Below are 9205 nucleotides of genomic sequence, written 5' to 3' on the forward strand. Positions count from 1 at the left end.
TGTCCGTCGTCAGAACATTTGGCACAGGTCGCGGCGTAAATTAGCGGAGTGCGGGCCTCGTCTGTTGTTGGGTTTTAGGCGGCGAGCTTACGGTGTTGCAAGCGCCGATGTTCAATGGTCTGTCGCTTGATCCTTTCGCGTTGTTTGATGATGGCTGGTGCCCTGCCGAAGTAGGCGTCTGCGGGCGTCACGTTGTTTAGGCTCTCGTGGTATCGGCGGTGGTTGTAGTGCTCGACGAAGGTCTCGATCTGGGCCTCAAGGTCGCCGGGCAGGAAGTAGTTCTCGAGCAGGATGCGGTTTTTAAGGGTCTGGTGCCAGCGCTCGATCTTGCCCTGGGTCTGGGGGTGCATCGGGGCGCCGCGCACGTGGCTCATCTTGTTGGCCTCGATGTATTCAGCCAGTTCGCCCGCGATGTAGCTGGGACCATTGTCGCTGAGCAGCCGGGGCTTGTGCAACACCGTGGCGCTGTCGCATCCGGATGCGACCAACGCTACATCCAGCGTGTCGGTCACATCCTCGGCCCGCATGTTGGTGCACAACTTCCAGGCGATGATGTAGCGCGAGAAGTCGTCGAGCACGGTGGAGAGATACATCCAGCCCCACCCGATGATCTTGAAGTAGGTAAAATCGGTCTGCCACATCTCGTTCGGCCGGGTCGTCTTGGTATGGAACGCATCAGCCGCTTTCACCACGACGTATGCCGGGCTGGTGATCAGATCGTGGGCCTTGAGCAGGCGGTAAACCGTAGCTTCGGACACAAAGTATTGGCGCTCATCGGTAAATCGCACCGCCAGTTCGCGCGGTGACAGCTCGGACTGCTCCAGCGCCATTTCGACGATCTGGTCCTGCACCTCGGGCGCGATCCGGTTCCACACCCGGCCTGGAGCCGATGGCCGATCCGCCAACGCCTCCGGGCCGCCTGCGAGGTAGCGGTCATACCAGCGGTAGAACGTCCGCCGGGCGATGCCGAGTTGGTCCAGCGTTCGCTTGGCAGGCAGGTGGGACTGCTCGACGATCCTGATGATCTCGAGCTTCTCGGATGCGGGATACCTCATTCTTCGTCGCCCCCATCCGCGATCATGCTTTTTTTGAGCAAACGGTTTTCCAGCGTCAGGTCGGCCACGCATTCCTTCAGGGCGCGGGCTTCGCGGCGCAGATCCTGCACCTCGCCAGTGGTCGCGGCACGGGCGGTATCACCGGCCAACCGGCGCTTACCTGCTTCCATAAACTCCTTCGACCAAGTGTAATACAGGCTCTGGGCGATGCCTTCCTTGCGGCACAGCTCTGCGATGCTGTCCTCACCACGCAGGCCGTCCAGCACGATGCGGATCTTTTCTTCGGCAGAGAAATGGCGCCGGGTTGCTCGGCGGATATCCTTGACCACCCGCTCAGCTGGGGCCTTCTTGGGAGGGGATTTTTTCACGGAGGGTTGGGTCTTCATCTTCGTTCCTTCGTCACTACGACGAAGCCCCAACCCTCCTTAAATCACAACCTCAAATCTGTGCCATTGGTGCTGACGGGGGACAAGCGGTAGCATCTGTCAGGCGCACGGGCCGAAGGGCTATGGAACTCAATCAGGTCGGCTATTTCATCAACTTGGCCGAGACGCTGAATTTCACGGCAGCTGCTCGTCTTAGTGGTGTCTCCCAACCAAGCCTGACCCGCGCGATCCGCCGCCTGGAGGAAGAACTTGGTGGACCGCTGATTTATCGTGACGGGAAGAACAGCAGGCTCACCGGCCTCGGTCAGGATGTCGAACTCGAGTTCCGCCGCATGCTGGTCGCGATGAAAAGCGTAAGGCATCACTCGGAAAACTGGGCCATGGGACGACACCGCGTTCTCGATGTCGCGGTCGCTCCGACGGTCGGCCCAAAGGCTTTCACGACATTTTTCGACAGCGCCTTGGAAGAGGTTCCGTCAATCGAGATCAAACTGCATTCGCTACAGTCGAGCGAAGACACGTCGGAGGTGCTCTCAGGTAAGTACCATGCTTGCATCCTACCCCGCGAATCGAGACCGGACCGCAAGCTCGATGTCCGGCCCCTGTTCAAGGAACGGTTCGTGCTGGGCTGCTCCGTCAATCACCCTTTAGCGGAGACCGACACCGTTCGCGGCGAAGACCTCCTGGCCTTCCCGTTCGTGGATCGGCTGAAATGCGAGTTCCGCGATCAGATCCTCGATCACTTCGCTCGGCGGGAGGTGCTCGTCCGCCCTCGTTTTCGCTCAGATCGAGATGATTGGGTCCAGCGTGTCGTCGCTGAAGGGCGGGGGATTTGCATTCTGCCTGAACGATCGGCTGCCGCGCCTGGCTTGGTAACCAGACCGATTGAGGGTTTCGCCCTGGAACGTGAGGTGGTGATCGCGACCGTTTCAGGGTCCACGGCGCCGGTCGAGATACGGAAAATTGCACAACTCGCAGCGCGTTACGAGTGGAGTTGACCTCGCAAGCAAAGTGCACGGGCGGTATCAAAACTATACACACGACGTATTGGATAAAAACTGGAGCCGCTGCGATAGTTGAGGCGACCACCGCAAAGATAAACTGAACGTAGTGTGCCTGGACCTCTAACTAAGTATTGGAGACCATCATGAAGTTTGAGAAATCAAAGGAAGCAATTGAGCGCCTGACGCCGGAACAGCGCCGGGTCACCCAGCAGGACGGCACCGAGCGGCCCTTCACCGGCGAGTACAACGATAACAAGGAGGCGGGCATCTACGTCGACGTCGTATCCGGTGAGCCGTTGTTCGCGTCGACGGACAAGTTCGAGTCGGGCACCGGCTGGCCGAGTTTCACCAAGCCGATCGTCCCGGCGCACGTCAACGAGGTTCGAGACAGCTCGCATGGGATGGTACGGACTGAAGTTCGCTCAGTACACGGCGACAGCCATCTCGGTCACGTGTTTCCGGATGGTCCGTCCGACCGCGGCGGCCTGCGCTACTGCATCAACTCAGCAGCGCTTCGCTTCATCCCACGCGATGAGATGGAAGCCGCGGGCTACGGTGAATATCTCGATCAAGTAGAGGAGGCCTAACATGCAGCAGCGCGCTGTTCTCGCAGGCGGGTGCTTCTGGGGTATGCAGGATCTGATCCGCAAGCAGCCCGGAATCGTCTCGACCCGCGTGGGTTACACCGGTGGCGACGTGCCAAACGCCACCTATCGCAATCATGGCACGCATGCCGAAGGGATCGAAATCATCTTCGACCCCGAGGTGACGAACTATCGCAACATCCTGGAGTATTTTTTCCAGATCCACGATCCGACCACGAAGAACCGTCAGGGCAATGACCGCGGACTCTCATACCGGTCGGGCATCTACTACGTCGACGACGAACAAAAGCGCGTCGCAGAAGACACGATCGCTGATGTTGACGCATCCGGACTGTGGGACGGCAAGGTGGTCACCGAAGTCGAACCCGTTGGGGATTTCTGGGAAGCAGAGCCAGAGCACCAGGATTATCTGGAGAAGCGGCCGGGTGGCTACACCTGCCATTTCCCTCGCGCAAACTGGGTGCTCCCCAAACGTAATGACGCTGGCGACACTCAGCGCACCGCCGGAGAGGCAGCGGAATAGCTGCAACGGCCAGCGCGGCTAAGCCCCTGGATCGTAAGCATCGGGACCGCATCGACCAGCGATGCGGTCCCCGAGCCAGCCAATCAGGCGGTCACGCTTCTTCGCTGAAATCACGTTGTGGGATCGCCCAGCATGCCAGACCTTTCATCGTTTCCGATCACTCAGCGCTGGCCCGCCTCCAACACTGATCTGTTGCAGCTCTATGCGGCTCCGACGCCAAACGGCGTCAAGGTCTCCATCATGCTGGAGGAGACCGGCCTCCCATACGAGCCGCACTTCATCGACATCAGCCGGAATGAGACCAAAGACCCGGCTTTCGTGTCTCTAAATCCCAACGGCCGCATACCCGCGATCATTGACCCATCCGGTCCGGACGGTGAGCCGCTCGGTCTTTGGGAATCCGGTGCGATCCTCGTCTATCTTGCCGAGAAGACCGGCCAACTGATCCCAGCGGCGGCAGCCAGGCGTTACGAAGCGCTCAGTTGGGTATTTTTCCAAATGTCGGCGATCGGCCCGATGTTCGGTCAACTGGGTTTCTTCCTGCGTTGGGGCGGCAAGGACTATGAGGACAAGCGGCCTCAGCAGCGGTTCGCCGACGAGTCCAAGCGCCTCCTGGGGGTGTTGGATCGCCAGCTCGAAGGGCGCAACTGGATCGTCGAGGACTACTCCGTCGCCGACATTGCGACGCTCGGCTGGGTCAATGCCCTGGTCGGCAGCTATGACGCCGGCGACCTGCTGCGCCTTGACGATCACCGGAACGTCCGAGCGTGGCTAGACCGCGGCCTTGCTCGGCCAGCTGTGCAGCGGGGCCTGCTCATCCCGGCGAGGCCGGCATGAGCGTCATCGCCGCGTATTACTACAACGAGGGTCGGCGGATCCGCGAAGTCGCGATCGACGAGCGCGTCGAGCTCGACAAGAGCCGTTCGGGCTTCTGCTGGATTGGGCTCAGCGAGCCGTCAATAGGCGAACTGAAGACGCTTCAGGCGACCTACAATCTGCATCCATTGGCGATCGACAACGCGATGCACCCGATGTGCCCGCCGAAGCTCGAAGTTTACAATGGCGAGCTTTACGTCGTCGCCCAGACGGCCGAGCTGGTTGGAGATCGCATACGCTACGGCAAAACGGCGATCTTCACTGGCCATAACCACCTCATCACCGTGCGCCACGGCAACGCCGGGGCATTGGGCAATCTTCGAGAGCAACTGGAGGGCTCGCCCGCCCAGTTCGGAAAGGGCGTCGATTACGTCCTTCACGCGATCCTGCACCGGATCGTAGATCAGTATCTTCCCATCTTCGAAATGATCGAAGATGACGTTCTCGAGATGGAGAGGCGGTCGCTCGACGATTTCCTCGGGCGAGAGGAAGTCGCCCGCATCTTCGGCTTACGATGCGAGCTAACGCGCTTTCAGCGTACGCTCGGCGCTATGGCGGAGCTGGTGCGCAAGCTCGTGCGCGGACACTTTCCATGCATCAGCGCTGAAGTTCGCCCCTACTTCAACGACGTCGCGGACCATGTCGATCGCGTTCAGTCCATGGTCGACGGCCTCCTCCAGGTGTTGTCCACTGTTTTCGAATTCAGCAGCCTGCTGGAAGCGCAGAGAACAGGTGTCATCACGCGCCAACTCGCGGCCTGGGCGGCCATCCTTGCGGTCCCGACGGCCATAGCGGGGATATACGGGATGAACTTCAGGAACATGCCTGAGCTGGATACAGCCTACGGCTACTTCGTCGTGCTCGGACTGATGTTGACGTTCTGCCTGTTCCTGTTCGTGCGCTTCAAGCGAGCAAAATGGCTATGACGGAAGCCCACGCTTCGCGCGCTGATTGGTCGATGCGCCATTGCGTGCTCTCCGCCCTGGCGCGATCCTTCCAATGCGAATTCGAGGTGCGTTTATGCCGACCCAAGTGACAGACGTTCTGGATGCCGTGCAGTCCTTCGTGGCGAAAGGCTATGACCGAGAATATCGCGTGAAGGACGGCGCTCTCGTCGATCTCGAACTCGGATCAACGCTCGATCCATGCAGCATTCGCGTCGACGCAGCATTGCGTCTCGAAAGCGGGGACGGGGCCGAAGACGCGTCCAACATTTACGCCATCACCGATCCGGCGACCGAGCACAAAGGCCTGCTGATCGATGCGTTCGACGTATTTGACGAGATATGTCACCGCGACCTGTCTGAACGGCTTATCGAGCACCGCGAGACAGCCCCGGCTGGCGACGAGGACGTCCCGAGCAAGCATGGGCTGCGCAAGGTCTATAAAAGCGAGTTCGATCGCGATCCGGAGCGCTACGTGTTGAGAGAGGGCTTTCCGGACTTTCCAGCGTGTCCGTTCGGGGGCGCATTCAGCATCCTCGGCTTCGATACTGCAGAACAGTCCTACGTTTGGCTCGTCACGAGCATCATTCGGGACCCTCGGCTAATCAGAATTCCCTACCAGGGCGAAGACGTCATTAGCGACGAATGACTCGTTCGCTGTTCGCGGAGACCGCTTCTCGAGCAATCGCCCAGGATGTGCGTCGGCTCCAAATCACGAAGTAACGAGGACAAGATGGACTGGAACAAAGACCACATTCGGGAGACCATGCTGTCGCTTGAGACGGCCGCACTACACAGCGCTCGAGACAACTATCTCGATTACGTTTCCACCGCGCGCCTCGATCGGAGCGAGCCGATAGAGAACGACGAGCAGGCGCAAGCCGAGGTCGCAAGCGATTTCGCTGAAGCGCTCGACGACACTCTCGATGATTATGCGGATAAGCTCGACAAGCTGCGTGCGATCGATTTCGGGCCGAAGTCAGCCGTTGCGGAGGGCGCCGTCATCAAGCTGTCCGGCAAGTACTTCGTGATCGCAGTGTCGACGAGTAGGTTTACCTGTCATGGGCGTGAGCTCATGGGTATTTCCACGATGGCCCCGATCTTCGAGGCGATCGAGGGTGCGCGGGCGGGTGAAACCGTGCAGTTCAACGGCCGGGACCTCACCGTTGAGGCCGTTGCCTAGGCGAGGACCCGCCGTGCTGCATTATGCAGCCCCACAGAAATTCAATCCGGATCTTAGGCGGCCGCGGCCCAGCGGTTGGCACACACAACATCTGGGGGGTGAGGCTGCGGACAGATAGCGTCAAAAGCCTTGCCGACCCAACGGCTATCGTAAGCGTGGCCTGAAGGCCGCCGGTTAGGCGGCCTCTGCGATCAGCGGCTGCTGGCTGGAAGTCCAGTGCCAGGGCATGAGCTCGTCCCAGCGAGCGGCTGGCCATCCGCCCGCAATCTTTGCGATGACATCGGCGATATAGGCCTGCGGCTCGATGCCATTGAGCTTTGCCGTCTCGATGACCGAGTAGATGGCGGCGGCGCGTTCACCGCCAGCCTTCGATCCTGCGAATAGCCAATTCTTGCGGCCGATCGCGACGCTGCGCATCGCGCGTTCGGCGACGTTATTGTCGATCTCGGCCAGGCCGTCATCGAGGTAGCGCGTGAGCGCAATCCAGCGCTTGCGACCATAGGCGAGCGCCTTGGCCATCGCCGACTTGGGCGACAGGCGGCGCAAGGCATCGTCGATGGCCGCGCGCAGATCGTCGACCAGTGGCCTGGCTTTTTCCTGCCGCCGTTGCCGACGCATATCGGGCGGTTGTCCCCGCACCTCGTCCTCAAGCCGGTAGAGCGCCGCGATCCGCTCAAGCAGATCGGTGGTCAGCGGTGTCGGACTGGTCTGGTGGTTCTCGAATATCTTGCGCCGGAAGTGCGCCCAGCATGCCACTTCCTTGATCCGGTTGCCGGCATAGAGCTTCTCGTAACCGGCATAGCCATCGGCCTGGAGGAGACCCGCGAAGGCCTTCAGTTCGGTTTGCGGATGGATACCGCTACGGTCGGGCGTGAACTTGTACCACACCAGCGCCGGAGCGGTTGATCCGCTGGCCCGATTATCGACGACATAGGTCCATAGCCGTCCCTGTGCGGTCTTGCCCTTGCCGGGCACCAGCATCGGCACGGGCGTATCGTCGCTGTGGATCTTGGCGGCCTTGAGGCCTTCCTCGCGGATCCGGGAAACGATCGGATCGAGTAAATGCGCGGCTTGTCCTGCCCACCCGGCCAGTGTCGAGCGGTCGATATCGAGGCCTTGCGCCGCCATCATCTCGGCTTGCCGGTAGAGTGGCAGGTGGTGATCGAACTTGGACACGACCACATGGGCAAGCGTGGCGAAGCTGGCCTTGCCGCGGGCGATGGCCTTCACTGGCGCCGGCGCCTGCACGATCTTCTCGCAGGAGCGGCAGCTGTACTTGGGACGGATGGTGCGGATGACGCGCCATTGCACGGGCAAGACGTCGAGCATCTCGTCGCTGTCTTCACCCAGCGGGCGCAGGGTACCGCCACAATCCGGGCAATTGCAGTGGCCCGCCTCAGGTTCGATGCGCTGCTCGGCGCGCGGAAGATGGGGCGGAAGGCTACGGACCGGCGGCGGTCGTTCGGGTCTATCGGCGGATGCCTCTTTGCGGGCATCGGCGACAGCGGCTTCACCTTCCAGCTCCTCGAGTGCAAGTTCAAGCTGCTCGATCTGGGCCGACAGCTTCTCCGACGACTGCCCGAACGTCATGCGGCGCAACTGCGCCAACTGGAAACGCAGCGTGTCGATCAGCGTGTCACGAGCGGCCAAGGCTGCTTCCAGCTCGGCGATCCTGGCATCTTTATCCAGGTTGGAAGTGGCTGCGTCCGACACCGTGACCCACTAGCAAAGTGGGTCATTCCGCACCAGAAAAACCACGCAAATCTGCGACTTTTTATCCCGCCAACAGCGGCACGGCAGTGCGTTCGGGCCGGCGCCAGTCAATACCTTCGAGCAGCATGGAAAGCTGCGCCGACGTGAGATTGACCTTGCCTGTCTTCGTGACCGGCCAGACAAATTTACCGCGGTCCATGCGCTTGGAAAACAGGCACATGCCCTGACCATCGAACCAGAGCAGCTTGATCAGATCGCCACGCTTGCCACGGAAGGCAAATAGCGCGCCGCTATGCGGTGACTGTTCCAGCACTTGCTGGACCAGCACGGCAAGCCCGTCAAAGCCCTTCCTCATGTCCGTCGCCCCGCAGGCGAGATAAACCCGCGTCGAGGGTGGCAGGGGGATCATCGGCCAAGCACAGCGATCACCCGGGCCAGGGCGTCGGCATCGACCATTGCGTCCACGGTCAGGCGGACACCCTTCGGCAGTTCGATGCTGATCTGGCCGCAGCGCGGTGGGACCGGCAGCGCAACATCGCGGACGACCGGATCTGCGATCTCAACCTCCGAGAATGCCGGCAACGATGGTGGCCGAACCCCAGCAAGTTCTCCCGACATAGCCTGGCGGCGCCACGTGTAGATCGCCCCGCTGCCGACCTCGTGCCGGTCGCACGCTGCGCGGACCGAACCCTCCGGCCCAAACGCATCTCGCAGAATCGCCAGCTTTTGCTCCACCGTCCAGCGACGCCGGCCGGATACCCGACCAACAACCTCAATCTGAGTAGTCATACGACCTCTCGTATGACTACTCGCTCGTTCGTCTTCGAAATCATCCATCGTCGGCGCCCCAAAAAAGGAGCGGCTATCAGCCCATCAATCCCGCACAGTGCAAGGCGGCCTACAGCCCACGGTTACC

The 9205-nt window shown here is 60.8% G+C and carries 11 protein-coding genes; 7 read left to right on the forward strand and 4 right to left on the reverse strand.

What is annotated here, in order from left to right:
• Positions 1-74 precede the first annotated feature (74 nt).
• Positions 75-1441 (reverse strand): IS3 family transposase gene (locus BZF57_RS20245; RefSeq protein ID WP_120222458.1). Its coding sequence is split into 2 segments (ribosomal slippage): positions 75-1090 and positions 1090-1441, totalling 1368 coding nucleotides; the frame shifts between segments, so codons are not numbered across the junction.
• 122 nt (positions 1442-1563) lie between these two features.
• Here BZF57_RS20245 and BZF57_RS20250 point away from each other — a divergent pair.
• The 7 genes from BZF57_RS20250 to BZF57_RS20280 all read left to right on the forward strand — a co-directional run bounded on the left by BZF57_RS20250 (position 1564) and on the right by BZF57_RS20280 (position 6576).
• Complete coding sequence (locus tag BZF57_RS20250; RefSeq protein WP_086741171.1) at positions 1564-2439, forward strand: LysR family transcriptional regulator; 876 nt, start codon at positions 1564-1566, stop codon at positions 2437-2439.
• Between the two features lie 149 nt (positions 2440-2588).
• On the forward strand, positions 2589-3032 hold the full coding sequence (msrB, locus tag BZF57_RS20255; RefSeq protein WP_058193748.1) for a peptide-methionine (R)-S-oxide reductase MsrB: 444 nt from the start codon (positions 2589-2591) through the stop codon (positions 3030-3032).
• Position 3033: 1 nt separating this feature from the next.
• Positions 3034-3573: a peptide-methionine (S)-S-oxide reductase MsrA gene (gene msrA / locus BZF57_RS20260; RefSeq protein WP_058193745.1), complete on the forward strand. Its 540-nt coding sequence runs from the start codon at positions 3034-3036 to the stop codon at positions 3571-3573.
• Positions 3574-3705: 132 nt separating this feature from the next.
• Positions 3706-4410: a glutathione S-transferase N-terminal domain-containing protein gene (locus BZF57_RS20265; protein WP_058193743.1), complete on the forward strand. Its 705-nt coding sequence runs from the start codon at positions 3706-3708 to the stop codon at positions 4408-4410.
• Positions 4407-5375 carry a magnesium and cobalt transport protein CorA gene (locus tag BZF57_RS20270; RefSeq protein WP_058193741.1) on the forward strand — a complete coding sequence of 323 codons (969 nt, stop codon included), beginning with the start codon at positions 4407-4409 and terminating at the stop codon, positions 5373-5375. The genes BZF57_RS20265 and BZF57_RS20270 overlap by 4 nt, the downstream gene beginning before the upstream one ends.
• A 94-nt stretch (positions 5376-5469) precedes the next feature.
• On the forward strand, positions 5470-6042 hold the full coding sequence (locus BZF57_RS20275) for a hypothetical protein (protein ID WP_058193739.1): 573 nt from the start codon (positions 5470-5472) through the stop codon (positions 6040-6042).
• 84 nt (positions 6043-6126) lie between these two features.
• A complete protein-coding gene (locus tag BZF57_RS20280) occupies positions 6127-6576 on the forward strand; it encodes a hypothetical protein (protein WP_058193737.1) in 450 nt (149 codons plus the stop codon).
• Positions 6577-6750: 174 nt separating this feature from the next.
• On the opposite strand, the gene tnpC is transcribed toward BZF57_RS20280, so the two are convergent.
• The 3 genes from tnpC to tnpA form a co-directional block, all read right to left on the reverse strand.
• Positions 6751-8289, reverse strand: a complete 1539-nt coding sequence (gene tnpC, locus BZF57_RS20285; RefSeq protein WP_086740929.1) for an IS66 family transposase — start codon at positions 8287-8289, stop codon at positions 6751-6753.
• 61 nt (positions 8290-8350) lie between these two features.
• The gene (gene tnpB / locus BZF57_RS20290; RefSeq protein WP_039335306.1) at positions 8351-8698 is read right to left on the reverse strand and encodes an IS66 family insertion sequence element accessory protein TnpB; all 348 of its coding nucleotides are present in this window, start codon (positions 8696-8698) and stop codon (positions 8351-8353) included.
• Positions 8695-9126, reverse strand: a complete 432-nt coding sequence (gene tnpA, locus BZF57_RS20295; protein ID WP_240506056.1) for an IS66-like element accessory protein TnpA — start codon at positions 9124-9126, stop codon at positions 8695-8697. The genes tnpB and tnpA overlap by 4 nt, the downstream gene beginning before the upstream one ends.
• Positions 9127-9205 lie beyond the last annotated feature (79 nt).

The organism is Erythrobacter colymbi, assembly GCF_002155685.1.
Classification (GTDB): domain Bacteria; phylum Pseudomonadota; class Alphaproteobacteria; order Sphingomonadales; family Sphingomonadaceae; genus Erythrobacter; species Erythrobacter colymbi.